Origin of the sequence: Xanthobacter flavus, assembly GCF_017875275.1 — a bacterium.
GTDB classification, from domain to species: Bacteria; Pseudomonadota; Alphaproteobacteria; order Rhizobiales; family Xanthobacteraceae; genus Xanthobacter; species Xanthobacter flavus_A.
On record NZ_JAGGML010000001.1, the window covers coordinates 3,244,860 to 3,271,139 of the forward strand.

Annotated in this window: 23 protein-coding genes; 11 read left to right on the top strand and 12 right to left on the bottom strand. The window is 69.2% G+C overall.

The features are described from left to right. Positions 1 to 97 precede the first annotated feature (97 nt). Positions 98 to 592 (top strand): hypothetical protein, encoded by a 495-nt coding sequence (locus J2126_RS15510; RefSeq protein WP_209487803.1) that lies wholly within the window; start codon positions 98 to 100, stop codon positions 590 to 592. A 47-nt stretch (positions 593 to 639) separates the two neighbouring features. Here the strand turns inward: J2126_RS15510 and J2126_RS15515 are convergent, their stop codons facing one another. Beyond that, entirely contained in the window at positions 640 to 1,602 is a 963-nt protein-coding gene (locus tag J2126_RS15515) for a CobW family GTP-binding protein (protein WP_209487804.1), read from the bottom strand. An 8-nt stretch (positions 1,603 to 1,610) separates the two neighbouring features. Next, complete coding sequence (locus tag J2126_RS15520) at positions 1,611 to 2,135, bottom strand: CinA family protein (RefSeq protein WP_209487805.1); 525 nt, start codon at positions 2,133 to 2,135, stop codon at positions 1,611 to 1,613. Between the two features lie 160 nt (positions 2,136 to 2,295). Here J2126_RS15520 and J2126_RS15525 point away from each other — a divergent pair, with 160 nt between their 5' ends. From J2126_RS15525 to J2126_RS15540, 4 genes are all read left to right on the top strand, one after another. After that, positions 2,296 to 3,825, top strand: coding sequence for a PLP-dependent aminotransferase family protein (locus J2126_RS15525; protein ID WP_209487806.1), 1,530 nt, complete (start codon positions 2,296 to 2,298; stop codon positions 3,823 to 3,825). An 11-nt stretch (positions 3,826 to 3,836) separates the two neighbouring features. Then, complete coding sequence (locus J2126_RS15530) at positions 3,837 to 4,541, top strand: class I SAM-dependent methyltransferase (protein ID WP_209487807.1); 705 nt, start codon at positions 3,837 to 3,839, stop codon at positions 4,539 to 4,541. Between the two features lie 112 nt (positions 4,542 to 4,653). Then, complete coding sequence (locus tag J2126_RS25375; RefSeq protein ID WP_245327357.1) at positions 4,654 to 7,557, top strand: HD domain-containing phosphohydrolase; 2,904 nt, start codon at positions 4,654 to 4,656, stop codon at positions 7,555 to 7,557. Positions 7,558 to 7,620: 63 nt separating this feature from the next. After that, on the top strand, positions 7,621 to 9,168 hold the full coding sequence (locus J2126_RS15540; RefSeq protein ID WP_209487808.1) for a class I adenylate-forming enzyme family protein: 1,548 nt from the start codon (positions 7,621 to 7,623) through the stop codon (positions 9,166 to 9,168). Positions 9,169 to 9,344: 176 nt separating this feature from the next. Here the strand turns inward: J2126_RS15540 and J2126_RS15545 are convergent, their stop codons facing one another. Beyond that, positions 9,345 to 10,985 carry a GMC family oxidoreductase gene (locus J2126_RS15545; protein WP_209487809.1) on the bottom strand — a complete coding sequence of 547 codons (1,641 nt, stop codon included), beginning with the start codon at positions 10,983 to 10,985 and terminating at the stop codon, positions 9,345 to 9,347. Positions 10,986 to 11,114: 129 nt separating this feature from the next. Between J2126_RS15545 and J2126_RS15550 the strand changes: the two genes are divergently transcribed. After that, positions 11,115 to 12,008, top strand: coding sequence for a LysR family transcriptional regulator (locus J2126_RS15550; RefSeq protein ID WP_209487810.1), 894 nt, complete (start codon positions 11,115 to 11,117; stop codon positions 12,006 to 12,008). Here J2126_RS15550 and J2126_RS15555 read toward each other — a convergent pair. Next, the gene (locus J2126_RS15555) at positions 11,995 to 12,897 is read right to left on the bottom strand and encodes a LysR family transcriptional regulator (RefSeq protein WP_209487811.1); all 903 of its coding nucleotides are present in this window, start codon (positions 12,895 to 12,897) and stop codon (positions 11,995 to 11,997) included. The genes J2126_RS15550 and J2126_RS15555 overlap by 14 nt on opposite strands. A gap of 96 nt (positions 12,898 to 12,993) precedes the next feature. On the opposite strand from J2126_RS15555, the gene J2126_RS15560 reads away from it, so the two are divergent. Beyond that, complete coding sequence (locus J2126_RS15560) at positions 12,994 to 14,493, top strand: CoA-acylating methylmalonate-semialdehyde dehydrogenase (RefSeq protein ID WP_209487812.1); 1,500 nt, start codon at positions 12,994 to 12,996, stop codon at positions 14,491 to 14,493. Positions 14,494 to 14,535: 42 nt separating this feature from the next. Here J2126_RS15560 and zigA read toward each other — a convergent pair whose 3' ends face one another. Next, entirely contained in the window at positions 14,536 to 15,774 is a 1,239-nt protein-coding gene (gene zigA / locus J2126_RS15565; protein ID WP_209487813.1) for a zinc metallochaperone GTPase ZigA, read from the bottom strand. Between the two features lie 634 nt (positions 15,775 to 16,408). Here zigA and J2126_RS15570 point away from each other — a divergent pair. After that, complete coding sequence (locus J2126_RS15570) at positions 16,409 to 16,963, top strand: copper chaperone PCu(A)C (RefSeq protein WP_209487814.1); 555 nt, start codon at positions 16,409 to 16,411, stop codon at positions 16,961 to 16,963. 9 nt (positions 16,964 to 16,972) lie between these two features. On the opposite strand, the gene J2126_RS15575 is transcribed toward J2126_RS15570, so the two are convergent. From J2126_RS15575 to J2126_RS15605, 7 genes are all read right to left on the bottom strand, one after another. Further along, positions 16,973 to 17,368, bottom strand: coding sequence for a VanZ family protein (locus tag J2126_RS15575; RefSeq protein WP_209487815.1), 396 nt, complete (start codon positions 17,366 to 17,368; stop codon positions 16,973 to 16,975). Positions 17,369 to 17,469: 101 nt separating this feature from the next. After that, positions 17,470 to 18,768: an LLM class flavin-dependent oxidoreductase gene (locus tag J2126_RS15580; protein WP_209487816.1), complete on the bottom strand. Its 1,299-nt coding sequence runs from the start codon at positions 18,766 to 18,768 to the stop codon at positions 17,470 to 17,472. 4 nt (positions 18,769 to 18,772) lie between these two features. Beyond that, positions 18,773 to 19,525: an ABC transporter permease gene (locus tag J2126_RS15585; protein WP_209487817.1), complete on the bottom strand. Its 753-nt coding sequence runs from the start codon at positions 19,523 to 19,525 to the stop codon at positions 18,773 to 18,775. Then, positions 19,522 to 20,328, bottom strand: coding sequence for an ABC transporter permease (locus J2126_RS15590; RefSeq protein WP_209487818.1), 807 nt, complete (start codon positions 20,326 to 20,328; stop codon positions 19,522 to 19,524). Before J2126_RS15590 ends, J2126_RS15585 begins: the two co-directional genes overlap by 4 nt. Then, positions 20,325 to 21,347 carry an ABC transporter substrate-binding protein gene (locus tag J2126_RS15595; RefSeq protein ID WP_209487819.1) on the bottom strand — a complete coding sequence of 341 codons (1,023 nt, stop codon included), beginning with the start codon at positions 21,345 to 21,347 and terminating at the stop codon, positions 20,325 to 20,327. Before J2126_RS15595 ends, J2126_RS15590 begins: the two co-directional genes overlap by 4 nt. Before the next feature lie 208 nt (positions 21,348 to 21,555). After that, a complete protein-coding gene (locus J2126_RS15600) occupies positions 21,556 to 22,347 on the bottom strand; it encodes a class II aldolase/adducin family protein (protein ID WP_209487820.1) in 792 nt (263 codons plus the stop codon). Continuing rightward, positions 22,347 to 23,198, bottom strand: a complete 852-nt coding sequence (locus J2126_RS15605; RefSeq protein WP_245327359.1) for an ABC transporter ATP-binding protein — start codon at positions 23,196 to 23,198, stop codon at positions 22,347 to 22,349. Before J2126_RS15605 ends, J2126_RS15600 begins: the two co-directional genes overlap by 1 nt. Positions 23,199 to 23,438: 240 nt before the next feature. Here J2126_RS15605 and J2126_RS15610 point away from each other — a divergent pair, with 240 nt between their 5' ends. The 3 genes from J2126_RS15610 to J2126_RS15620 all read left to right on the top strand — a co-directional run bounded on the left by J2126_RS15610 (position 23,439) and on the right by J2126_RS15620 (position 26,225). Continuing rightward, positions 23,439 to 24,143 carry a GntR family transcriptional regulator gene (locus J2126_RS15610; protein ID WP_245327361.1) on the top strand — a complete coding sequence of 235 codons (705 nt, stop codon included), beginning with the start codon at positions 23,439 to 23,441 and terminating at the stop codon, positions 24,141 to 24,143. Between the two features lie 105 nt (positions 24,144 to 24,248). Beyond that, on the top strand, positions 24,249 to 25,028 hold the full coding sequence (locus tag J2126_RS15615; RefSeq protein WP_209487822.1) for an SDR family oxidoreductase: 780 nt from the start codon (positions 24,249 to 24,251) through the stop codon (positions 25,026 to 25,028). Positions 25,029 to 25,091: 63 nt separating this feature from the next. Continuing rightward, positions 25,092 to 26,225, top strand: a complete 1,134-nt coding sequence (locus J2126_RS15620; RefSeq protein WP_209487823.1) for a pyridoxal phosphate-dependent aminotransferase — start codon at positions 25,092 to 25,094, stop codon at positions 26,223 to 26,225. Positions 26,226 to 26,280: the final 55 nt, after the last annotated feature.

Genomic DNA, 26,280 nt, shown 5'->3' on the forward strand with positions numbered 1-26,280 from the left:
CATCGCCCCTGCTGGAGCTTGACCGGGGGGCGAGACCAGCGGGGCGCGCTGCCCTTCACCCACACCCCCGTCATCTCCCGCCAGAAGCAGGTCCCATATGAAGACGGGTCTTCTCGCCGCGCTCGCCGTCGCCGCCACACTCGCCACCGCTGGGGGCGCACAGGCGCAGGTCAAACCCTACGGGGCGGGCTTCGATGGCTGGAACTTCACCGCCACCACGGAGAAGTCCGGTATCATCAACTGCCGCGCCACCCGCAAGGTCGGCAACCGTGACGACATCATCGCCCGGCGCACGGATGGCCACGTTTACATGAGCGCCAAGGCCGAGGGCCGTAAGGGCGACTTCAAGGGCACCATCATCAACGTCCCCGGCAAGCCGCGCGGCATGCTGGAATGGACGGTGCCGGGGGGCGCTGATGGCGCGCGCATGTGGTTCATCATGCCCTACGTGGCGATGGACCACATCGTGGCCGCCGGCGCCTATCAGTTCTCGCTGCCGGATTCCGAGGATGTCGGGACGGTCAACCTCGGCAAGCGCGCCAAGGAGGCGTGGGCCCGCGTCAACCAGTGCGTCCAGGCCAACGGCGGCTGACCAAGCCATCGGCCGCGGCCTTAGGCCGGGGCCGCGCGGACCTTGGCTCACGCCACGGGCCGTGCCATTCCGGCGAGCAGGGTCAGCGCGTCGGCGAGATCCTGCTCCTCGATGCCGCGGGCGATGAGGACCATGCGGTTCTCGTCCCCTGCCGTGTGGGAGAGGAGGCCGGGGGAATAGACCAGCCCCTGCACCCCGTGCAGCACCACCGGCTGCGGCACCCCTTCCAGATGCAGGATGCCCTTGAGGCGCAGCACGGCGGCGCCGAACAGGTCGCTCACCCGGTCGAGCCAGGCGTCCACCTGGTCCTGGGTGAGGCGGCCGGGGAACGCGAGGGAGGCGGTGGTCACCGCATGGCCGACGCCGGTGGCCGAGAAGCGCCGGCTGAGCGGGCGCGGCGTCTCGCGCGGGTCGATCCACAGCAGCGAGCCGTCGCGCGCCGTCGCCGGCAGCACATGGCATTCCGCCAGAGGATTGAGTATCGCCACCTCGCGCTCGGCCGCGGCGAGCTGGTCCGCAGTGGCAAGGTCCGCCTTGCTGATGAGGACGCGGTCGGCGAGGGCCACCTGCGTCATCCCCTCGGGATGATGAGCGAGGGTTGAGGCGAAATTGGCCGCATCCACCACCGTGGTCACGCCGGCGATAGAGAAATGCCGGTTGAACAGCGGATCGGCGATCAGCGCATGGAGCACCGGCGCGGGATCGGCGAGGCCGCTCGTTTCCACCACCACCCGGCGGAAGGCGAAATCGTCCATGGCGCGACGGCGCAGCAGGCCATTGAGCGTGGCGTTCAGCGAGCCCTTCAGGCGGCAGCAGATGCAGCCGCCCTCCAGCAGCATCACCTCGTCGCTGCCGGTCTCGATGAGCGCATGGTCGATGCCCGCGTCGCCCGCCTCGTTGATGATGACGGCGGTGTCGCGGAAGGCCGGGCGCTTGAGGAGATCGTTGAGCAGGGTCGTCTTGCCCGCGCCGAGAAAGCCCGTGACGAGGACGACCGGAATATCGCTCATGCGCGGCGTCAGCCGAGCTGCGACTTGAGCAAGGCGAGGGCCGCCTGCACCGCGCACAGGCGCACATTGTCCCGGCTGCCGGGGAAGACGTGGCGCTCTTCCGCAAGTCCGCCGTCGCGCGTCGCCACCGCGATGAAGATGGTGCCCACGGGGTTCACCGCATTGCCGCCGCCCGGCCCGGCATAGCCGGTGATGGCGACGGTGGCGCCCGCCTCGGAATGGCCGAGGAGGCCCTGGGCGAGGCCGCGCGTGACCTCCGCGCTCACCGCCCCATGGGCGGCCGAGATGGCGGCCGGAACGTCGAGGCCGGTGGCCTTGGCGGAGGAATGGTAGAGCACATAGCCCCGCTCGAAGATCTCCGAGGCGCCGGACACCGAGGTGAGGCAGGCGGCGACCAGGCCGGACGTCACCGTCTCCGCGGCGGCAAGGCGGATGTTCCGCGCGCGGGCGGCCGCGAGCACGTCGGCGGCGAGGGTGAGGAGGGGGGCGGGGAATAAGGTTTCGTCCGCCTGGAGCAGAGCGGTGTCGGGCATGCGTGTCGCCTCGGGTCCGGGCGCGGCGTTTGGGGCAAAGCACGCGCTTTGACGGTGAAAATGGTTGGCCCCCCTCGGTCAAGTCAAGCAAGCGGCCGGGGTGGCCCCAAAACGCCGACAGCGACTGGCCCTCTCGCAACTGGCCCCAACCGGTGCCAACATGCGGCGTCTGCTGGACCAATGGGGTTGCGACGCCGTGCTGATCTCCCTAGACCGCGCCTCGACCCTGAGCCTCCAGGAACAGCTCTTCGAGCAGATCCGCCAGCAGATCCTGGACGGGCGGCTGAAGGCCGAGACGGCGGTGCCGTCCTCCCGCCATCTGGCGCAGCAGCTCGGCGTCTCGCGCAATTCGGTGACGTTCGCCTACGAGCGGCTCATCAACGAGGGCTATCTCGTCACCCGCCCCATGGTGGGCACCTATGTGGCGGCGGTGGTGCCCGAGGCCGCCATGAGCGCATCCGTCAGCGCATCGGTGGCGGCATCCGCGTCGGTCGCTTCCCGGAGCGCGGATCCCCTGGCCTTGGCGGAGCGGCGCGCGCCGGAGAAGCTCGCCCCCGCCGCCTTCACCGGGCGGCCCCATTCCATCCTCAACACCAGCCGCATCCCCATCGATTTCTGGCCCCAGCGCACCGACCCGCGCGCCTTCCCGCTGAAGACGTGGCGGCGCCTCGTGCTGCACGCCCTCGCGGTGGCGGGGCACAACCTCACCGAATATGGCGAGCCCTGCGGGCTCATGGCCCTGCGCACCGCCATCGCCGATCATGTGGCGGTGATGCGCGACATCCATGTGCGCCCGGAGCAGGTGGTGATCGTCGCCGGCGCCCAGCTCGCCCTCAACCTCGCGCTCCGGGTGCTGGCGCGGGAAGGCGATGCGGTGGTGGTGGAAAATCCCTGCAGCCAGGGCGCCGCCTACCTGTTCGAAAGCGTCAACATGCACCCCCACCCGCTGCCGGTGGACGAGCACGGCATCGACACGTCGCGCCTCGCCGGGGTGGCGGCGCAGCTCGCTTATGTGATGCCCTCCCATCAATATCCCATGGGCGGGGTGCTTTCGCTGGAGCGGCGGCAGCAACTCCTCGCCTGGGCCGATCGCACCGGCGCCTATCTGATCGAGGACGATTACGACAGCGAGTTTCATTACGGCGGCATGCTGCTGCCCGCGCTGAAGGCCATGAGCCCGGAGAACGTGATCTATCTCGGCACCTTCTCCAAATCGCTGGGCGCGGGGTTGCGCACGGGCTTCGCCATCTTCCCCGATCACCTCGCCCCGGCGGCGGGGGCGGCGAAGGCGCTGCTCGACAACGGCCATGTCTGGCTGGAGCAGGCGGCGCTGGCCGAATTCCTCCACACCGGCGGCTTCGTGCGCCATCTGCGGCGGGTGCGGCTGCGCTATCAGCAGCGGCGCAACGTGCTGGTCTCCGCCCTGCGCGATGCGTTCGGGCGGGTGGAGCTGCGCGGCACGGAGGCGGGCACCCATCTCGCCTGGAAGCTGCCGCCCGGCCTGCCGCGCGCGCACCAGATGGCGGCGCTGGCGAAGAGCCGCAATGTGGGGCTCTACACCATCCAGAACGGCGGCGGGCATGAGTACGGCACCGCCGACGTGAGCAACGACTGGCTGCTTCTGGGCTATGCCTCCCTCGCCGAGGAGCAGATCGAGGCCGGCATCCACCGCCTGCGCGGCGCGCTTTAGGGAAGACCGCGATGAGCGAAGATCAGGCAGAGACCGCGCGGCGGCCGCAGGGCACGGCGCTTGAGGTGATCGAGGACTGGCTCGGGCCGCTGGCCGGGACGTCGATCCTCGATATCGGCTGCGGCCATGGCGCGCTGGCGCGGGCGCTGACGGCGCGCGGCGCCCGCGTCCACGGCATCGATCCGGGGGCGGAGGCCATCGCGGCGGCTCGCGCGGCGGTGCCGGAGGCGTCCTTCACCGAGGCCGGGGCCGAGGCGCTGCCGTTCGCGGACGCGAGCTTCGATGCCGCAATCTTCCTCAACAGCCTGCACCATGTGCCGGGGGAGCTGATGGCGGCCGCGCTCGGCGCGGCGCTCCGGGTCAGCCGCGGGCCGGTGCTGGTGGTGGAGCCTCTCGCCGAAGGCAGCTATTTCGAGGTGCTGCGGCCGGTGGAGGACGAGACGGCCATCCGCTCCCTCGCCCAGGAGGCGCTCTCGGCCTGCCTCGCGCGCGGTGCTGCGCGGCTGGTCCGTCGCCTCGATTATGACGACGTGCGCCATGTGGCCGGGGTGGATGGCTTCCTCGCGCGGGCGGTGGCCGTCGATCCCGCGCGGCGCGATGCGGCGGAGCGGCATCGCGACGCCGTGGAGGCCCAGCTGGCCCGCTGGGGCGTCGCGGAAGCCGAAGGAATCCGTCTGGCGCAGCCCCATCGCGCGCTGCTGCTGGCGCGGGCCTAAAGCCATACGCAATGGTAACGAGTGACCGCTTAACAACTTGATATCAATTGCGTTTTACGGTCACGCCCGAGATGTCGCGGCAGGAGTTCTGCCGGGCCGGTCGGGAGCACTCATGATACCGTCGTCCGCATCCGCAAGGCGCCTTGGGGCGCGCGCCGGATGGACCCTGCCGCTGCGGCTGCTGTTCGCCCTCGCGGTGGTGACGGCCATGGTCCTGCTCTCCAGCGCGCTGCTGTGGCAGGCCTGGACCCACGGGCGGGATGCGCTTTTAAGTGCCACGTTGGAGCGCGCGGCGCTGCTCGGCCAGCTGATCACGGAACGGGTGGAGAACCGCGCCCTGCCGGGAACGGTCGCGCTGGAAATCCTCGCCAGCGACGGCAGCGCGGTGACCGGCGGGCCGGACATGCTGCTCGATCACCTCGGCGCGCTGCGGCCGGTGTTCGCCAGCATGCCCTTCCTCTCCTCCATCACCTTTGCCTATGGTGACGGCAATTTCGTGCGGCTCATGGCGCTCGATCCCGCCGAGGCCGGGCGCCAGTCCGCGCCGCAGGGCACGCGTTTCCTCGCCCATGTGATCGAGGCCGGCATTCGGGCGGAGCAGCCGGCGACCGGCTCGTCCGCCGGCGTCTGGCGCTTCTTCGATAAGGACATGCGCCTCATCGGCGAGCGCGCCGCCCCGGCGGCGCTCCCGCGCGATCCACGCCGGCGCGACTGGTATGTGAACGCCATGGCGGCGCCGGGCCAGCATGTCACCGCGCCCTATGTGTTCCCCTCCACCGGGGAGGTGGGCGTCACCGCCAGCCGCAAGGTGGCGGGCGTCGATGCGGTGATCGGCCTCGATCTCTCCCTCACCGACATCGCCCGCGAACTGCAAGGCCTGCGTCCCACCCCTGGCACGGAGGTCGCCATCGTCGACGCCGCCGGCTGGGTCATTGCCTATGCAGGCACCGCCTCGGCGATGCCGGACATGATCGTGCCCCTGCGCGATCTCAGGTCGGGGCCGCTGGTGGTGCTGGACGGCATCGACATGCCGTCGCGCCGGCCGGCGAGCTTCAGCGCGGACGGGCAGGAGTGGCTGGGCGTCAAGACGCAGCTCTATTCGCGCGTCGACCAACGCAACACCTTGGTGATGGCGGTGCCGCGCCGGGAGGTGCTCGCGCCGCTCAGGGCGAGCCTTGAGCGGCAGATGTGGGTGAGCGGCGGCATCGCCCTCGGCTTCATCGTCATCGGCTGGTTCGCCGGCCGGCGTCTGGGGCAGGGGCTGAACGAACTCGCCCTCCAGGCGCAGCGCCTCACCCGGTTCGATTTCGGCCGACCGGCCAAGGTGGGCAGCTTCATCCGCGAGATCGCCGATTTCCACCAGGTGCTCGATGCGGTCGGTGAGACCATCCGCGATTTCCTCACTACCAGCGAGACCATCGCCTGCGAGCCGCAGCTCGACCGGATGCTGGAACAGGTGCTCGCCGCCACCGTGAAGGGCACGTTCTGCACGCGCGGCCTCGTCTATCTGGTGGATGGCGCCCGCCGCGACCTCGTGCTCGCCGCCAATGTGCGGGAGGCGGGCGATGCCTCCGCCGCCATGCCCGAGGTGCTGTCCCTGTCGGTGCTCGATGCGCCGGAGCAGGTCGCGCCGCCGGAGCCGGACGGCACGCAACGTCTCTCTCTGCCGCTGCGCGACCGCAAGGGCCGCCCGGTCGGCCTGCTGGTCCTCGTCCATGGCGCCGATGCCGCGCACCGGAGCGGCGCCTTCGTCGCCTTCGCGCGCCAGCTCTCCGGCACGCTCGCCATCTCCATCGAGACGCGGCGCCTGATGGAGGAGCAGTCACGGCTGCTGGAAGGGCTGATCCATCTGGTGGCCGACGCCATCGACGCCAAGAGCCCCTATACGGGCGCCCATTGCCGTCGGGTGCCGGAGCTGGCAGACATGATCGTCTCGCGCATGGCAGCGGATGAGGACGGCCCGTATCGCGACTTCGCCCTGAGCGAGGAGGAGCGCCGCGCCTTCCGGGTGGGCTCCTGGCTGCACGATTGCGGCAAGGTGACGAGCCCCGAGCACATCATCGACAAGGCCACCAAGCTGGAAGCGGTGCACAACCGCATCCACGAGGTGCGCACGCGGTTCGAGGTGCTGTTGCGCGACGCCCGCATCGCCCATCTCACGCGCCTCGCGGCGGGGGAGGATGCCGTGCGCTCGGCGCAGATTCTGGTCGAGGCGGAGGCGCGCCTCGCCGACGACTTCGCCTTCGTCGCGCGCTCCAACGTGGGCGGGGAGTTCATGACCGACGAGGCCCTCGCCCGCCTCGCCGAGATCGCGACGCGCACCTGGACCCGCCATTTCGACGACCGGCTCGGTCTGTCGCGGGAGGAGGAGGCTCATCTCGCCGGCCATCCGGCCCCGGCGCTGCCCGCCGAGGAGCATCTGCTCGCCGACAAGCCGGAGCATGTCCGCCCCTGGGAGGGCGTGCGCCCGCCGGTGGAGAAGGGCGACCCGGCCAACCACTATGGCTTCGACATGCGCCTGCCGCCCGCCGCGCAGAATCTCGGCGAGCTGTACAACCTCTCCATCCGTCGCGGCACGCTGAACGACGAAGAGCGGTTCAAGGTCAACGACCATGTGGTGCAGACCTACATCATGCTGAAGGCGCTGCCCTGGCCCGAGGGGCTGGAGCGGGTGCCGGAACTGGCCGCCACCCATCACGAGCGCATGGACGGCAAGGGCTATCCCCGCCGCATCGCCGCCGATGGCCTCAGCCTGCCCGAGCGGGTGATGGCTGTGGCCGACGTGTTCGAGGCGCTCACCGCCTCCGACCGCCCCTACAAGCCGGCGAAGACCCTTTCGGAAGCCATGCGCATCCTCGTCTCCATGGGCCGGGAGGGGCACCTCGATCCGCAGGTGGTGGACTATTTCCTCCGCTCGCGCCTGTGGGAGACCTATGCCGGGCGCTTCCTGCGCGCAGACCAGCACGACGCGGTGGATGTGGCGGGCCTGTGCGGCCAGCTTCAGGCCGCCGCGTGAAGCGCAAGCGCGACCGCTGCGATAGCGCTGGCGCAGGGGAAGCGCCGCAGCCATGATCCTCTCATGACCGAGAACGGGAATCAGGCTGCGCCACCCCCCTTCAACCTTGCCCCCTTCAACCTCGCCCGCTTCTGCCTCGCCGCCGCCGGCGCGGATGCGGGCAAGCCGGCATTGCTGGTGGCCGAGGGACCGAAGGGGCGCATCATCGAGCGCTGGAGCTATGGCGAGCTCCGCGAGGCGGTGCTGCGCGTGGCCGGCGGCTTCGCCGGATACGGCCTGCCACGGGGGGCGCGGGTGCTGCTGCGGGTGGGCAACACCTCGCAGTTCCCGCTGACGTTCTTCGGTGCCATCGCCGCCGGGCTCGCCCCCATCCCCACCTCCACCATGCTGACGGCGCACGAGGTGGAGATGATCCTCGACGATTCCGGCGCCGCGCTGGTGGTGGGCGACGGATCGGGCGTGATGCCGGCGCCGCGCGAGGGCGTCACCGTCATCGATGCGGCCGGCATGGATCGACTGGGGGCCGCATCGGCCGTGGATTTCGCAGACACCGGCGCGGACGACCTCGCCTTCCTCGTCTTCACCTCCGGCACCAGCGGGCGGCCGAAGGGCGTGGCCCATGCCCAGCGGGTCGGGCTCGGGCGCGTGCCCATGCGCGCTGGCTGGCACGATCTGAAGGGCGACGACCTCCTGTTCCACGCCGGTGCGTTCAACTGGACCTATACGCTTGGCGTCGGCCTCATGGACCCGTGGGCGGTGGGGGCGACCAGCATCGTCCATCTCGGCGATCGCCCGCCGGGTGCCTGGCCCGATCTTCTGGAAGAGACCGGCGCCACCCAGTTCGCCGCCGTGCCCGGCCTCTACCGGCGCATCCTGAAATATGCCGCCGTGACGCCCGACCGTTTCCCCGCCTTGCGTCACGGCCTCACCGCCGGGGAGGCGCTGAAGGCGGCGCTGCACGGCGAGTGGGTCGCGGCGACGGGGCGTCCGCTCTACGAGGCGCTGGGGATGAGCGAGATTTCAACCTACGTCTCCTCCGGCCCTTTTGTGCCGACCCGGCCGGGCAGCCCCGGCAAGCCGCAGGCGGGACGGCGCGTCGTGGTGCTGCCGCCCGAGGGCGAGGCGCCGGACGCGCTCCATCCGCTGCCGGCCGGCGACACCGGCGTGCTCGCCGTCCACCGCTCCGATCCCGGCCTGATGCTCGGCTATTGGCGCCTGGCCGAAGAGACGGCCGCAGTCCTGCGCGGCGAGTGGTTCCTCACCGGCGATCTCGCCCGCTTCGATGCGGATGGCTACCTCTGGTACGAGGGCCGCGCCGACGACCAGATGAACGCCTTCGGCTATCGTGTGGCGCCCGAGGAAGTGGAGCGGGCCATCGCCGCCCATCCTGATGTGGCCGAGGTGGCGGTGGTGGAGACCCGGTCGGGCGACATCTCCCTCGTCACCGCCTTCGTGGTGCTCCAGCCGGAGGCGATGGCCGATGCGGCGATGCTCGAAGCTTATGCCGCCGAGCACCTCGCCGAATACAAGCGCCCCCGCGCCTATGTCTTCATCGACGAACTGCCCCGCACCGGCTCCGGCAAGGTGATGCGCCGCGCGCTCAGGGGGTAGGGGCTGCGTTGCCGCAAGAGCCGTCATCCCCCGGCTTGTCCGGGGGATCCACCCCTCCGCCTGGCGGCCTCCGGGAATAGGTCACCGTGTCAGACCACCCGTGGATCGCCCGGACGAGCCGGGCGATGACGGCTGGTTGGGGATGAGGCGGACGATGCCAGCGGACGGCCAGCCCCTCACGCCGCCGCCGAACTTGCCCCTGCGCGGGCATCCTCCAGCGCCAGCCGTGCGCCTCTTTCCGCGATCATGGCGGTGGGGGTGTTGGTGTTGCCCGAGGTGATGGTGGGCATGATGGAGGCGTCGATCACGCGCAGGCCGCCGAGGCCAATAAAGCGCAGGCGCTCGTCCACCACGGCCGTGGGGTCATCCACGCGCCCCATCTTTGCCGTGCCCACGGGATGGAAGATGGTGGTGCCGATGTCGCCGGCCGCCTTGGCGAGCGAGGCGTCGTCGTCGCCCACGGACGGGCCGGGCAGATACTCCTCCGGCCGGTAGGGCGCGAGGGCCTGCTGGCGCATGAGGCGGCGGGTGACGCGGATGGCGTCGGCGGCCACCTGCCGGTCTTCCTCGGTGGAGAGATAATGCGGCGCGATCTGCGGCTTTGCCTCTGGATCGGCATTGGGAATGCGCACGATGCCGCGCGAGGTGGGGCGCAGGTTACAGGCGGCCACCGTGATGGCCGGGAAGCGGTGCAGCGGCTCGCCGAACTTGTCCAGCGAGAGCGGCTGGACGTGGAACTCGATGTTCGCCCGTTCCTGATGCGGATCGGACTTGGTGAAGATGCCGAGCTGGGAGGGCGCCATGGTGAGCGGCCCGCGCCGCCGCAGGGCGTAGTCCACGCCCATCAGCGCGCGGCGCGGAAGCGAATAATAGGTCTCGTTCAGGGTGCGGATGCCGGAGACCTTGTAGATGGCCCGCTGCTGGAGATGGTCCTGCAGGTTTCGCCCCACGCCCTGCCGGTCCAGCACGGTCTCGACACCGCGCTCGGCCAGCCAGTCGCCCGGCCCGACGCCGGAGCGCTGGAGGATCTGCACCGAGCCGACGGCCCCGGCGGTGAGGATGACCTCGCCGCGGGTGCGTACCTCGATCCAGCGGCCGTTCTGGCGATAGCGCACGCCCACCGCGCGGCCATTCTCGATGATGAGGCGGTCGGCCAGCACCTCGGTCTCCAGCCGCAAATTGGGGCGGCCGAGGGCGGGCTTGAGGAAGCCGCGTGCGGAGGACCAGCGGCGGCCGTACTTCTGGTTCACATGGAAATAGCCGACGCCCTCATTGTCGCCGGTGTTGAAGTCCGGCACCTTGCGGATGCCGAGCTGGGTGGCGGCGTCGGCCACGGCGTTCAGCACCGGCCACTCGATGCGCGGCGGCTCGATGCGCCAGCCGCCGCCGGCGCCATGGATGTCGCTGGCGCCGAGGAAATGGTCTTCCAGCGACTTGAAGGCCGGCAGCACATCCTCCCAGCCCCAGCCGGAGAGGCCGAGCTGGCGCCAGTGGTCATAGTCCGCCGCCTGCCCGCGCATGGAGATCATGGCATTGATGGACGAGCAGCCACCGATGACCTTGCCGCGCGGATAGTTCAACGCCCGCCCGTTGAGGCCCGGCTCGGCGTCGGTCTTGAACATCCAGTCGGCGCGCGGATTGCCGATGGCGAAGAGATAGCCGACGGGGATGTGAAACCAGATCCAATTGTCCCGCCCGCCGGCTTCCAGCAGCAGCACGCGGTTGCGCGGATCGGCCGAGAGGCGGTTGGCGACGATGCAGCCGGCCGTGCCGGCGCCAACGACGATATAGTCGTAATCCCCTTCAAGCCGGTCCATCGGCGTCTCCTGTTTCTTCCCTCCGCTGGTGATCCCAGCTTGGATTTCTGCACGCAAGAACGATAGTTTCCGATCCATCCTGCAATTTTGCAGGAATCGTCTCAACAGGCGCAGGGACTTCACCGCATCATGGATTGGGACGACCTGCGCATCTTCCTCCAGCTCGTCCGCACCGGGCGCATGGCCGGCGCCGGGCGGGCGCTGGGGCTGGACGATACCACGGTGGGCCGGCGCGTCGCGCGGCTGGAGGCGGCGGTGGGCGCGCCCCTCGTGACCCGCGCGGGGCGGCGCACCGTCATCACCGAGGAGGGGCAGAAGCTGGCGCAGGCGGCGGAGGAGATGGAATCCCTCGTGCTGCGCAAGATCACCGGTCTGGGCGAGGGCGAGCGCCAGCCCACCGGGCGGGTGCGCGTGGGCGCGCCGGAGGGGCTGGGGGTGGGCTATCTGGCGGCGCGGCTCGCCGTCCTCTCCGCCGACAATCCGAAGCTGGAGACGGAGCTGGTGGCCCTGCCACGGTCCTATTCGCTGGCGAGCCGGGAGGTGGACATCGCCATCACGCTGGACCGGCCCATCGCCGGGCAGGTCAGGGTGCGCAAGCTCACCGACTACACGCTGCAGCTCTACGGCACGCAGGCCTATCTCGACCGGCGCGGGCGGCCGGCAACGGTGGATGACCTGAAGCACCACGTGCTCGCCGGCTACATCCCGGAACTGCTCTTCACCCGCGCCCTCGACTTCTCGCAATTGGGGCCGGGGGTGGAGTTGAAGCCGGTCATCCGCTCCACCAGCGTCATCGCGCAGGTGAATGCGGTGCTCTCCGGCGCGGCCATCGGCGTGCTGCCCGCCTTCCTCGCGGCGCCCCATGGCACGCTCGTGCCGCTGCTGGAGGACGAGGTGCGCCTCACCCGCAGCTATTGGCTCTCCGTGCATGACGATCTCAGCCACCTCGCCCGGGTGCGGGCGGTGCTGGACACCATCACGGCGGTGGTGCGGGTGGACCGGACGGCGTTCATTCGCAGATGAAGCGGGCGCGCTCCTCGCGGAAGCGGCGGGCGAGGAAGGCGCGCACGGTGGCGATGCGGCGCACCTCCACCGTGTCGGGATGGGCGAGCAGGAAATAGCTCCGGCGGAAGGCGATTCGCGGCAGGATGCGCACCAGCGCATTGCCATAATAAGCGGCGGCGAAATCGTGCAGGACGCCGATGCCGGCGCCCGCGCGCACCGCCTCCATCTGGCCGGTGACGCTGGCGCAGCGGAAGGGCTGGCCGCCGTGCTTCTCCAGCACGCCGGAATAATCCAGCGCCGAGGCATAGGCGAGGTCTTCCACCCCCGTCACCACCCGCCGGCCGGCCAGATCCGCCTCGCTCTCCGGTGTACCGAAAGCCGCGATGTAGCTCGTGGCGGCATAGGCGCCCAGCGTGTAGTCGGTGAGGCGCGAGACGGTGAGGCGGCCCTCGGTGGGCCGGTCCAGCACGATGGCGAGGTCCGCCTCGCGCCGGGAGAGGGAGAAGGTGCGCGGCAGCGGCACCAGCTCCACCACCAGATGGGGATGGAGCAGAGCGAGCCGCCCCAGCTCGGCGGCGAGGAAATAATTGCCCAGCCCGTCCGGCGCGCCGATGCGCACGGTGCCGGACACCTCCGCCTCTTCCTTGCGGAAGCGCTCGGCGATGCCCAGCATCTCCGCCTCCACCCGCTCCGCCGCCGGCAGCAGCCGCTCGCCCGCCTGGGTGAGGACGCAGCCGGTGGGGCGGCGGTCGAACAAAGGGCTGCCCAGCGCCGCCTCCAGCGCATCGAGCCGGCGGGCGATGGTGGCGTGGTTCAGCGCGAGGTGCTTGGCGGCGGCGAGCAATTGCCCGCGCCGGGCGACGGCGAGGAAGACGCGCAGGTGATCCCAATCGAGGGCGATGTCCATGGGCTATAATATCCGCACAACAGATGCTCGGACAATGGCGTTGCTGCGCGCCGTTTGAAGCGCCATCACGGAGGCAATTCAAACGGGAGGCGCATCATGCCCAACGAGATTTTCCACTTCATCGGCGGCAAGCTCGTCGCCGGCACCAGCGGCCGCACGGCGCCGGTTTACAATCCCGCCACCGGCGCGCAGACCGGCGAGGTTCCGCTCGCGTCCGCCGCCGAAGTGCGCGCGGCGGTGGAGATCGCCAACAAGGCCGCCCCCGGCTGGGCCGCCACCACACCGCTGCGCCGCGCGCGCATCCTCAACGCCTTCCTGCGCATCCTGGAAGAGCGGGTGGACCAGATCGCCGAGGTGGTCAGCGCCGAGCACGGCAAGGTGTTCTCCGACGCCAAGGGCGAAGTGCAGCGCGGCATGGAGGTGGTGGAGTTCGCCACTGCCGCCCCGCAGCTCCTGAAGGGCGAGATCACCGAGGACGTGGGCACCCGCATCGACAGCCACGCGGTGCGCCAGCCCCTCGGCGTGGTCGCCGGCATCACGCCGTTCAACTTCCCGGCCATGGTGCCCATGTGGATGTTCCCGGTGGCGCTGGCCTGCGGCAATTGCTTCATCCTGAAGCCGTCCGAGCGCGATCCCTCCGCCTCCCTGTTGCTCGCGCAGTGGCTGAAGGAAGCCGGCCTGCCGGACGGCGTGTTCACCGTCATCCATGGCGACAAGACCGCTGTTGACGCTTTGCTCGACGATCCGGACATCCAGGCGGTGAGCTTCGTCGGCTCCACCCCCATCGCCCGCTATATTTACGAGACCGCCGCGCGCACCGGAAAGCGCTGCCAGGCCCTGGGCGGCGCCAAGAACCACATGATCGTCATGCCCGACGCGGACATGGACCAGGCCGTGGACGCCCTGATGGGCGCCGCCTACGGCTCGGCCGGCGAGCGCTGCATGGCCATATCGGTGGCGGTGCCGGTGGGCGAGGCCACCGCCGAGGCGCTGATGGCCAAGCTGGAGCCGCGGGTGCGCGCGCTCAAGGTCGGCCCCGGCACGGACCCCGAGTCCGAGATGGGTCCGCTGGTCACCAAGCAGCACCTCGACAAGGTGTCCGGCTATGTGGACCAGGGCGTCGCGGAAGGCGCGAAGCTGGTGGTGGACGGCCGTGGCCTCAAGCTCCAGGGCTATGAGGACGGCTATTACATCGGCGGCACCCTGTTCGACCACGTGACGCCGGACATGCGCATCTACAAGGAGGAGATCTTCGGACCCGTCCTCTCCGTGGTGCGCGCCGACAGCTACGACACCGCCGCGGACCTCATCAACAAGCATGAGTTCGGCAACGGCACGGCCATCTTCACCCGTGACGGCGATGCCGCCCGCGAGTTCGCGCACCGCATCAAGGTGGGCATGGTCGGCATCAACGTGCCGATCCCGGTGCCCATGGCGTTCCACTCCTTCGGCGGCTGGAAGGCCTCGCTGTTCGGCGATCACCACATGCACGGTCCGGAGGGCGTGCGCTTCTACACGCGCCTGAAGACCATCACCACCCGCTGGCCCACCGGCATCCGCGCCGGCGCCGAGTTCGTGATGCCCACCATGAAGTGAGGCCAAAGGGAGGGGCCGCGCGCCCCTCCCTCGTCGTTCGGCTCAGGCCGGCACCGCCTCCCAATTGGGGAAGGGGTCCGGCAAATTCTTGAAGGCGCTGGCGTCGAACCTCTTGGGGTCGGCCGGGCCGACGAGGCAGGCGTCGAGGGCCGCGCGCATGGCGCCCTCGTCCAGCCCCATGCCGATGAACACCAGTTCCTGCCGCCGGTCGCCATAGCCCGGCACCCAGTGGGAGCGCAGCCACGAGCGCCAGTCCGGCTGGGTCGGCCAGTGCTCCTTCGGCACGCTCGCCCACCAGCGCCCGGCGGTGCCGGTCTGGCAGATCGAGCCGGCAAGGCTCATCTCGCCCACGCGCTTCGGCCGCGTCGCCAGCCAGAACAGGCCCTTCGCCCGCACCAGCCCCGGCCACGTCCGCGCCAGGAAGGCCTGGAAGCGCTCGGGATGGAACGGGCGGCGGGCGCGATAGACGAAGCTCGACACGCCATATTCCTGCGTCTCCGGCACGTGGTCCTTGAAGCCGTTCAGCTCCTTGAACCAGACGGGATGGGTGCTGGCCTTCTCGAAATCGAAGCGCCCGGTGCCCAGCACCTCGCCGAGCGGCACGCGGGCGTAGTCGGTCTCGATCAGCCGCGCATCGGGATTGAGCGATTTGACCACCCCCCGCACGCTCCTCAGCCGCTCCTCATCCACGCTCGACACCTTGTTGAGGATGATGATGTCGGCGAACTCGATCTGGTCGGTGAGGAGGTCCACCAGCGTGCGCTGGTCCTCCTCGCCCGCCACCTCGCCCCGGTCGCGCAGGAAGTCGCGGGAGCCGAAATCCTTCAGCAGGTTCGCCGCGTCCACCACCGTCACCATGGTGTCGAGCCGCGCCACGTCGGAGAGGGACCGGCCGTCCTCGTCGCGGAAATCGAAGGTGGCGGCCACCGGCAGGGGCTCGGCGATGCCGGTGGATTCGATGAGGAGATAGTCGAACCGCCCGTCCTGGGCGAGGCGGCGCACCTCGGTGAGGAGATCGTCGCGCAGCGTGCAGCAGATGCAGCCGTTGGTCATCTCCACCAGTCTCTCCTCGGTGTGGGAGAGATTGGCCCCGCCGGAACGCACCAGCTCGGCGTCGATGTTCACCTCGCTCATGTCGTTGACGATGACGGCCACGCGCAGCCCCTCGCGGTTGGCGAGGATGTGATTGAGCAGCGTCGTCTTTCCCGCCCCGAGGAAGCCGGAAAGCACGGTGGCGGGCAGGCGCGGATCGGGGCGGGCGGCGGAATTGGCGGCTGTCATCGGCAGACTCCGGATTGGCGGGTGCGGCATGCATCGTGTCTAAATGATATAATATATCTTTTAGAGCCGTTGCCATCCCCGTCAAGGCGCACCGGGCGCTTCCCGCTGTGCTTCGCCGTGCCGCTTCATTTGCCGCTTTGCGTCGGCGCGTCCCGGTGGCAGGGTCGGAGCGCGAATCCCGCGCACGAGGCATCCGTCATGGCCGCCCCGCGTCCCGCCGCCCGCGCGACGATGGCCTTCCTGAGTATCTGCATCCTGGCGCTGCAATTGCTGCTCGCCGGGATGGTAAGCAGTGCCATGGCCGGGAGCGTTATGGCGGACAGCGTTGGCGGCCCTGCGTTCACAGGCGCGCCGCCATCTTCAGCCGACGCGGCGGCCGTCCTTGGGGTGCCCGCGAACGAAGACAGCGACGGCGACCTCATCCCCTGCGATGCCGACGGTCCTGCCCCGGCAGCTCGGCGGTCGGAAAGCCACGCGGCGCTGGCCCCGTGGGCGGGCGGCGCGGCCGCCATCCGCCGGCCCGCGGAGCGCTCCCCTCCGCCGGCCCGGGCTCCCCCGGCCTGAGGCGTCCGCGGCTTCGGCCGATATCCAGACGCACGGCCCGCGCGGGCCGACCGCATCACAGGGAGCCCCCATGATCCATCGTCTCTTCCGGCGCAGCGCGCCAGGCCATCGCCCGTTCGCCCGTCTCCATGGCGAGGAGATCCTCGCGGCGACGCTGTTCGCCCTTTGCCTGCTTGTGCTTTCCGCCCAGCACATCCTTGCGCACGAATACAAGGTCGGAGACCTGCTCATCGACCATCCGTGGGCGCGGGCCACGACCCATGGCGCGGATCGCGGCGCCGGCTTCATGGCCATCCACAATGGCGGGACGACCGCCGACCGCCTCCTCTCCGCGACGGCATCTTTCGCCAAGCGCGTGGAGGTTCAGCAGATGGGCATGAAGGACGGGCTCATGCGCCTCGTCCCGGTGCGCGAGGGGCTGGAAATCGCCCCCGGCGCCACGCTCCTTTTGGAGCCGAGCGCCAGCCGCATCGTCTTCTTCGATCTGAAGGAGCCGCTGAAGGAGGGGGAGATGCTGGACGCGACCCTCACCTTCGAGAAGGCGGGCAAGGTCCCCGTCCAGTTCCAGATCGAGGCCATCGGCGCGACGGCGCTCGACAAGCTGCACCACCCCTTCGGGCAGTGACGGGCGGCCTCAGGCGCGGCGGATCCACCGCGCGACCAGCGGGCGCAGCAGGTGGCGCGCCGCAGTGGCGCCCACCAGCGCGCCCAGCGTGCTGGCGATCCAGTTGTCGAGGCCGGACGAGCGGCCCGGGATGAACAGCTGGCAGATCTCGAACACCGCGGACGCGGCGGAGAAGCCGAGCGTCAGCACCGCGATGCCCGGCGACAGGAAGGCGTATGCGGTGACGCCCACCGTGCCCGCATAGGCCACGACATGCTCGATATTGCCGGAGAACCCCGTGTGCGGCCGCTCCTGACCCGGCAGCAGCGACAGCACCGTGATGACGAGGCAGAACACGATGGCGAGGACCTTCGGCCCGGCGCCGCCCGGCCGCAGCATGCTCGGGAACCATCTTTCGGGGGGCATGGCAACCTTTCAGGGCGGCGACGGGCGCGCGGCAAACGCGCCCGACCCGTCTCCTGTTTCGCCCATCGTCCGCCGGAAGGAAAGGCCCGCGCCCGGCCGGCTCAGAAGTTCGGGTTGGCCGGCCGCTCCAGCCCCAGAAGGTGCCGCAGCGTCGGCCCCTCATAGGCGGTGCGGAACAGGCCGCGCTGCTGGAGGATCGGGATGACCAGATCGACGAAATCGTCGAACGCGCCGGGGAAATAGGGCGGCATCACGTTGAAGCCGTCCGCCGCGCCGCTCTCGAACCAGAGCTGGAGCGTGTCGGCGACTTCTTCCGCCGAGCCCACCAGCACCCAGTGGCCGCGCGCGGCGGCGACCATGTTGTAGACGTCGCGCAGGGTGCCGCCCTCGCGCTTCGCCTTGGCCAGCATGACGCCGGTGAAGGACTTGTAGGTGTCCGCCTCGGGCAGGTCCGGGATGGGGCCGTCAAGGTCGTAGGCGCTCATGTCCGTGCCGAAGCGCTCGGAGAGCATGCCCAGCGCGTTCTTCGCGTCCACGAAGCGCATCAGCTCGGCGAGCTTCTCCCGCGCCTCCTGCGCCGTGCGGCCCACCACCGGCATCACGCCGGGCAGCACGGTCACATCCTCCGGCCTGCGGCCGAAGGCGGGCAGGCGGTCCTTCAGCGACTTGTAGCCGGCCTGAGCCTCCGCCATGTCCTGCACCACGGCGAACACGATGTCCGCCGTGCGCGCGGCGAGTTGCTGGCCGGGCTCGGAGCCGCCGGCCTGCGAGATGATGGGGTGCCCCTGCGGCGCGCGGGAGATGTTGAGCGGCCCCTTCACCTTGAAGAACTCGCCCTCATGGTCGAGCGCCTTCACCTTTGCGGGGTCGATGTAGAGGCCGGTCTCGCGGTTGGCGACGATGGCGTCGTCCGCCCAGCAGTCCCACAGGCCCTTCACCACGTCGAGGAACTCGCCGGCGATCTCGTAGCGCTTGGAATGGTCGGGATGGAGCGTGCCGAAGTTCGCGGCGGCGGCCGGGGCGGCGGTGGTCACCGCGTTCCACACCGCGCGCCCGCCGGAGATGTGATCCAGCGAGGCGAAGGCGCGGGCGACCGTGTAGGGGTCGCTATAGGTGGTGGAGACCGTGCCGCCGAGGCCGATGTGCGTCGTCGACCCCGCGATGGCGGAGAGCAGCGTCAGCGGTTCGAGGCGGGCGGTGTAGGAGGGGTGCGCGGCGGGGTCGGCGTTGAGGTTGTCGCCCATGAAGATGAGGTCGAACAGCCCGCGCTCGGCGGTGGCGGCGATGCGTCGTACCGCCTCGATATCCTCGAAGGTGTTCACCGCCCCCGGCACGCGCCAGCCGGCAATGTGGCTCCCCGTTCCCAGCAGGAACAGGCCGAAATGCATCTTGCGGGTCATGTCTCTACTTCCAGAAAACCAGACGCCGCTCGACGACGCCGACAAGGCCGAAGAAGGCGAGGCTGGCGGCCGAGGCGATGAAGATGGCCGACCAGACCTTCACGAAATCCACCTGCAGCACCGCCTGGTAGATCACCCAGCCGAGGCCGTCGTAGGCGCCCAGCATCTCGGTGACGATGGCGACGATGACCGCGCGCACGGTGGAGACGCGCAGGCCCGCCGCGATCAAGGGCAGCGCGGTGGGAAGGCGCAGGCGGAACAGGATGGAAAGCCGCCCGGCGCCGAACGAGCGCATCAGGTCCACGGAGCGGCGGTCCACCCGGTCGAGGCCGGCGAGGGCCGAGAGGAAGACGGTGAAGGAGACGGCGAGCGCCACCATCACGATCTTCGACGGCATGCCGATGCCGAACCACAAAAGGATCAGCGGCGACCACGCCACCACCGGCACCGAATTGATGGAGGTGGCCACGGGCACGATAGCGTTGCGCGTCATCGGGATGAGGGTGATGACCACCGCCAGAGCGATGCCGATGGCGGCGCCGATGACGTAGCCGGACAGCGCTTCGGCGAAGGTGTAGGCGCCGGCGAGGAACAGCGTCGACCTATGATCGTAGATGCTGCCGAGGATGGCGCTGACCGAGGGCAGCGTATAGGCCGGCAGGTTGAAGCCGCGGGCGATGCCTTCCCAGGCGAGGACGAGCAGCACCATGCCGAGGGCGCCGCGCTGGATGGCGCGGGAGGATTGGGTCGCGCTCATTGCTCGGCTCCCCAGAACACAAGGGCGCGCTCGGCCGCCGCGACCACGGCATAGAAGCCCGTGCCGAGCAGCGCGCACATGGCGATGGCGGCCCAGATGGCGACCACGTTCTCGTTGTACATGCCCTGCAGCAGCAGCACGCCGAGGCCCACCGTGTCGCCGAACCATTCGCCGACGATGGCCCCCACCAGCGAGAGGGCGGAGGCGAGGCGCAGCGCCACGAAGATCTGCGGCAGCGCCGCCGGAAGCTGGAGCCGGGTGAGGATCTGGAAGCGGCTGGCGCCGAAGGAGCGCATCAGCGCCTCCTGGCGCGGATCGACGCTTTCAAGGCCCAGCAGGGCGTTCACCGTCACCGGGAAGAAGGTGAGGTAGAAGGAGATGGCGGCCTTGGCGATGAGCGTGTTGCCGAACCACAGCACCACCAGCGCGCCGAAGGCGATGACGGGAATCGTCTGCGAGACCACGAACACCGGGAAGATCAGTTCGCGCAGCACCCGCGCGCGGAAGAAGACGATGGCGATGCCGACGCCGACGATGGCGCCCGAGGCGAAGCCCATCAGCGTTTCGGTGAGGGTGCGCAGGAAGCCCTGCACATAGGGGGCCGGCGTGGCGAGGATGGCGTTCAGCACCAGCGTCGGCCGCGGCACGTACCAGGGCTTCACGTTGAGAAGGATGACGAGCGCTTCCACCGCGGCCAGCACGGCGAGGAGGATGGCGAGCCCGCGCACGGCGCGCAGCAGCGCCGTGAGCCAGGGGGCGGTCCCCGGCCGCGCGGCCGGGGACTTGAAGGTTGCCGCGCTCACGGACGGCGGTCCGCCACCGGGATGGCTTCGAGGAAGGAGCGGTTGAAGGTGACGTCGAGATCGACGGGCTTGGCGATGACCTTGGCGTCGAGGAAGAGCTGCTGGGTGATCTTCACCGCGTCCATGTCGATCCAGAACAGGCCGTTCTCCTTCACCTTGCCGGCGAGCATCAGCTTGGCGGCTTCGGCGAGCATGAATTCCTGGTGGGCGCGGTCGAGGGTCGGGGCGGCCTTCATGATGGTGTCCACCGCGCCCTTGGGATCGGCGAACGCGTCCTTCCAGCCCTTGATGGAGGCGCGCAGGAAGCCCTTCACCAGCTCCGGCTTCTCCTTGGCGGTCTGCTCGGAGACGATCAGCGTGTCACGCGGGAAGGTGATGCCGGAATCTTCCGCCACGAAGGTGCGGAGCTTCTCTTCGCCCATGCGGGTCTTGATGGTGTAGTACTCGTTGTAGCGGGTGGCGGTGATGACATCGACCTGCCCGTCCACGAACGGCGTGACGCTCACCTGCTGGGGCTGGATGTCCACCAGCGCGGGGTCGATGCCGTTCTTGGTCAGCATCGCCTTGAGCACATGGTTCGCACCGGTGAACCAGGTGGTGACCTTCTTGCCCTTGAAATCCTGGATCGACTTGATGGGGCCGTCGGCGCGCGCCACGAAGACGAAGGGCGTCATCTGGTGGGAGATGCCCACGCACACCACCGGCAGGCCCTTGTCGCGGGCGGCGAACACGCTGTCGAGGCCGCCCGAGAGGCCGAAGGTGTCGGCACCGGTGGCGACGAGGTTCTCGGCGAGGATGTTCGGGCCGCCCGGATTGATGGTGAGGTCGATGCCCTCGGCCTTGTAGTAGCCCTTCGCCACGGCGACGTAGAAGCCGGCGAACTGGGCCTGCGGCAGCCACTTCAGGCGCAGCGTCGCGGGCACCGGATCAGCCGCGAGCGCGGGGAGCGCGCCCATGGCGGTGGACAGCAGCGCGGCGCCGGCCGCGAGGGTGGAGAGGAAGGTACGGCGAGGGATCATCAGGTGGTCTCCGCTGGAAGGGTGTGTTGTTGGTGTTGTGTCTGGGTAAGGGTGGTTCGACACTCTCCGCTCGTCATCCCGCCTTGTGCGGGGGATCCACGGTGCGGCCGGGCTGGGGTCAGGGCTTCCAGCACCGGACATGCGACGGGGTGGATCCCCCGCACGAGGCGGGGGATGACGCAGCAAGGGGGAAAGAGCGCCATCCCGCTCAGCTCCGGTAGCTCGGATCGGCGCGGTCGAGCTGGCGCATGAGGGCGGGCCATTCGCGCTCGCCGGGAACGAGGATGTCGCCCTGCATCTCCCAAAACTGGCGCGCGGCCTTCTCGCACACCTCGTGGGGCGGCATCACCAGCTTCACGCCGGAGGCGCAGGCCGCCTGCATGGCGAGCTGGATGCGCGCGGCGCGCTCGAAATAATAGAGCAGCATGAAGGCTTCGCCCGGCGTGCGGCCCACGGTGAGGATGCCGTGGTTGCGCATCAGCATCACCTTGTGCGGGCCGAGGTCCGCGACGAGGCGGGCCTGCTCGTCCATGTCGATGGCGACGCCCTCGTAATCATGGAAAGCCTGCCGGTCGTAGAAGCGCATGGCGAACTGGGAGAGCGGCAGCAGCCCCTGTTCCTGCCCCGAGACGGCGACGCTGGCATCCGAATGGGTGTGCAGCACGCAGGCGGCGTCCGAGCCGGTCTTGTGGATCGCCGCGTGGATGACGAAGGCGGCGAGATTGATCTCGTAGGGCGTGTTGTCGATCTTGCGGCCGTCGATGTCGATCTTCACCAGGCTCGATGCGGTGATCTCGTCGAAGAGGAGACCGTAGGGGTTGAGCAGGAACTGCTCCTCATGCCCCGGCACGCGCATGGAGATGTGGTTGTAGATGAGATCGTCCATGCCGAGCTTCGCCACCATGCGATAGCAGGCGGCGAGGGCGACACGCGCCTCCCACTCGGAGGCCTCCATGGAGGCCGGCTTTTCGGCGAGAGCGCCCATAACTTGAGCGGCCATCATTTGCCCTCCGCGGTGAAGGACTTCATGGCTTCCTCCTCGATCGCCTCCAGAAGCGTGCGCTTGAGGCGGATGAATTCGGGGGAGATGACGATCTCCGCCGGGCGCGGGCGAGGCAGGTCCACCTTCTGCTCCAGCTTCACCTTGCCCGGACGGGCGCTCATCACCAGCACGCGGTCGCCGAGGAAGAGGGCCTCGTCCACGTCGTGGGTGATGAAGAGGATGGTGCGCTGGTGCTTTTGCCACACGTCCAGCAGCCAGCGCTGCATCATGGTGCGGGTAAGGGCGTCCAGCGCGCCGAACGGCTCGTCCAGCAGCATCAGGTCGCGCTTGAACAGGAAGGTGCGCATCAGCGCCACGCGCTGGCGCATGCCGCCGGAGAGCTGGTGCGGATACTGCTGGCCGAAGCCGGTGAGGCCGAACTCCGGCAGCATCTTTTCCGCGAGGGCGCGGGCCTCCTTGCGGGGGGCGCCTTCCACCTCCAGCGCGAGGATCGCGTTGTCGATCACCGTGCGCCACGGCAGCAGCAGGTCGCGCTGGGGCATGAAGGAGACGCGGCCGAGCAGGTCGGCGGCGATCACGCTCTTGCCCTCGAAGCGCATGGCGCAGCCGGGGTCCGGCTCCTCGAGGCCGGCGACGATGTTGAAGAGCGTGCTCTTTCCGCAGCCGGAGGGGCCGACCACGGTGACGAACTCGCCCTTCTCGATGGTCGCCGTGAAGCCGTCGAGGGCGCGGGTGGCCCCGAACGTCTTGGTGACGCCGGTGAGGGAGAGAATCTGCGCGGCGTCGGGCGCACCCGCCGCGTCGGCGGCGAGGACGGCCGCGCCGGGCCTGTTTGGGGAAGCCGGCAAGCCTGCCTCTTTCTTCTTTGTATAATGAGCGCCGGTTGGCGCATGCGAAAGGACGGTGGTCATGCCTTCCCTGCTAGCAATCGACATGCCACACTTCTTGCAAGGACACTCTATGGACGGCGCGCCGGGCGTCAACCAGTGAAGGTAACGGAACGTAGCGCCTTCCGAAGCCCTCTGAATGGATGCCGCGGTCGCGTTGATGTATACTGAACTGCAATTTTGAGAATGCAAATGGCTATCATGAGTGCACAAGAAGGCAGCACCTGCCTGCCCCTTGACCAGAATGGGCGCTCCAGCGTGCCGGGCGAGACCCTGGCCGATCGCATCCGCCGGGCGCTGGAGGCGGATATTTCCTCCGGCCGGCTGGAGCCCGGCTCGAAGCTGGATGAGCAGGAACTGGCCGAGCAATATGGCGTGTCCCGTACGCCTGTGCGCGAGGCGTTCCGGCTTCTGGCGGCAAGTCATCTGGTGGAATTGCGGGGGCGACAGGGCGCGGTGGTGCGCACCATTTCCGCGCAGATCCTCATCGAGATGTTTCAGGTGATGGCGGAACTGGAAGGCCTGTGCGCGCGCCTCGCGGCCCGGCGGGCGAATCCCGCGCAGCTCAGTCGCATCGAGGCGATTCACAAGCGGCTGGAAGAGGTTAGCGCGTCAGGTGACATCGACCTCTTTTATGATGTGAACCAGGAGTTTCACGAGGCCGTCTATGAGGCCTCCTCAAACGGCTTCCTCGCCGACCAGACCCGCCGCCTGCGCAATCAGGTGGCCGCCTATCGCCGCCGCGTGACCCACCGCCCGAGCCGGATTCCCAAGACGTTGAAGGAACATGGCGAGGTTATCGCGGCCATCCGCGTGCATGACGACGAGGCCGCCCAGCGCGCCATGCGGGACCATGTGAACCTCCTGGGGGACGACCTGCTGGACTTTCTCGCCGCCTACGGGTGAGGGCGCAGCCGGCGGTTTCTGAATTTCTTGGTATGCATATTGCTAGAGTTTGTATATCCAATTTGGCGACCCCTTCGGCGCCACCTGCCCATCGGAGATGCAAACTTGAAGCTCGACCTCACCGACAAGACCGCCCTCATCACCGGCGCGTCCAAGGGCATCGGCCTCGCCACGGCCCGCGTGTTCGCAGCTGAGGGCTGCCATCTCCATCTCGCCGCCCGCAACGGCGAGGCGCTCGCCCAGGCGAAGGCCGAGATCGAGGCCGCTTACGGCGTCAAGGTCAGCATCTATCCGGTGGACCTCGGCTCCACGGAAGCCATGGAGAAGCTCGCGGCGGACGTGGGCGACGTGGACATCCTCGTCAACAATGCCGGCGACATCCCCGCCGGCTCGCTGGACGTGGTGGACGACGCTTCCTGGCGGCGCGGCTTCGACCTCAAGGTCTTCGGCTACATCACCCTGTCGCGCGCCTATTATTCGCGCATGCGCGGCAAGGATGGCGTCATCGTCAACGTCATCGGCAATTCCGGCGAGAACTGGGATGCGAGCTACATCGCCGGCTCCACCGGCAATGCCGCGCTCATGAGCTTCACCAAGGCGCTCGGCGGCGCGAGCCTGAACGACGGCGTGCGCGTGGTGGGCGTGAACCCCGGCCCCGTCGCCACCGACCGCATGCTCAAGATCATGAAGCGCAAGGCCATCGACATGCTCGGCGCCGAGGAGCGCTGGGAGGAGCTGTTCGACAAGTATCCCGGCAAGCGCCCCGCCACCGCGGAAGAGGTGGCCGATCTCGTCGCCTTCCTCGCCTCGCCGCGCGCCGGCTACATCACCGGCACCAACGTGACCATCGACGGCGGCATCTCGGCCCGCGGCTCGGTCATCTGACGCACCCGTTCGCCGGCGCCGCCGCAACGGCGCGCCGGCCTCCCCTTCGAGGAAACCGCCTTCATGTCCTCCGCCCGGCTGCGCAACCGCTATTTCGACACCCTGTTCTCCACCCCCGGCCTCATGTGGATGGGCCAGAACACCAACCACATCGCCGCCCATCCCGCCGTCGAGGAGGCCATGATCGCCTCCATCCGCGCGCAGGAATACAATGCCTACGCGCCCCCGCTGGGCTTCGAGGCGCTGCGCGCCGCCATCGTGGACGACCTCGGCACGCCGGGCGCGGAAGCCCTCATCACCGAGGGCGGGGTGAATGCGCTGGCCCTCGTGTGCCGCGCCCACTGCCGGCCGGGCACCACCTTCGTCACCACCGATCCCACCTGGAAGTGGCCGTGCCTGTTCGCCGCCCAGATGGGCGCCGAGGTGATCGAGATCCCGATCTACGATCCGGCCGTGAACTACAAGCTCACCCCCGAGGCGCTGAAGGCCAACGTGGATGAGCGCACCGCCATCATCTATCTGGTAGACCCCAACAATCCCCTCGGCATCCGCTACACCCGGGAGGAGATCGAGGCGTTCTGCGAGATCGCCAAGGATTGCGGCGCGCTCTTGGTGCACGATTGCACCTATCGCGATTTCGCCGACGGCCATTATCCCGCGCTGCTGGCGGCGCCGGACCGTGCGCTGGTCTCGCTCTCCTTCTCCAAGTGGCTGGGCCTCGCCGGCATGCGCATCGGCGCGCTGGTGGGCGCGCCCGCGCTGCTGGACGCCTGCTCCGCCCGCACCACCTCCGTGCTCGGGGCGAGCGTCATCGCCCAGCGCGCGGCGGAAGCCGGCCTCAAGGTGAAGCCGGAATGGATGCAGACGGTGCGCCGCATCGACCGCGCCAACAAGGCTAAGATCCACGATGCGGCGCTGGCCATCGAGGGGCTCAGCATCCCGGTCTATCCCTCCCACGGCAACTTCCTGGTGATTGAGACGCAGGCCGCCGGCATCCGCCCCGAGGCGCTGGTGGAGGCGGCCCGCCGCAAGGATCTGATGATCCGCCAGGGCACCTACCACACTGCCCGCTTCGGCGACCGCTTCATCAAGGTCTCGACCTCCGTTCCGGAGGAATGGGCCGACCGCTTCGTGGAGCTGCTGCCGTCTCTGGTGGCCGAGGCCCGCACGCTCAACGACGTGCCGGCGCAGTTCTGACGGTAATTTTCAAGCGCCGTCATGCCCCGGCTTGTCCGGGGCATCCACGGAACGG